The 286-nt window shown below is 55.6% G+C and carries 1 protein-coding gene; it reads right to left on the bottom strand.

Annotation, left to right across the window (positions count from 1 at the left end; translation table 11 throughout):
• Positions 1-286 (bottom strand): sensor histidine kinase (locus tag NE473_RS32260; RefSeq protein WP_256265735.1); only part of this gene is annotated, 286 nt, incomplete at both ends.

Raw genomic sequence — 286 nt, 5'->3', positions numbered from 1 at the left:
CCATGCTTCTCCACAATATCCTTAACAAGCGACAGTCCCAGACCTGCGCCTCCCACGGCGCGGGACCGCGACTGGTCCACTCTGTAAAACGGCTCGAAAATATGTGAAAGCTCTTCATCCGGGATTCCAATCCCCGTGTCTGTAATCTCCACCACCACAGCATCGCCGTCCCTGCCTGTGACAACCGTGACAGATCCATGCTCCCGGTTGTATTTCGCCGCATTTTCCAGCAGATGACTCATGACGCGGTAAAGCATGATGCGGCTGCCTGTCAGGCTGATATCCG

The sequence above is a fragment of the Hungatella sp. SL.1.14 genome, assembly GCF_024460495.1.
GTDB classification, from domain to species: Bacteria; Bacillota; Clostridia; order Lachnospirales; family Lachnospiraceae; genus Hungatella; species Hungatella hathewayi.
Note: the sequence above shows the minus strand (reverse complement) of the source record. Positions and strands in the feature narration are given on the sequence as shown.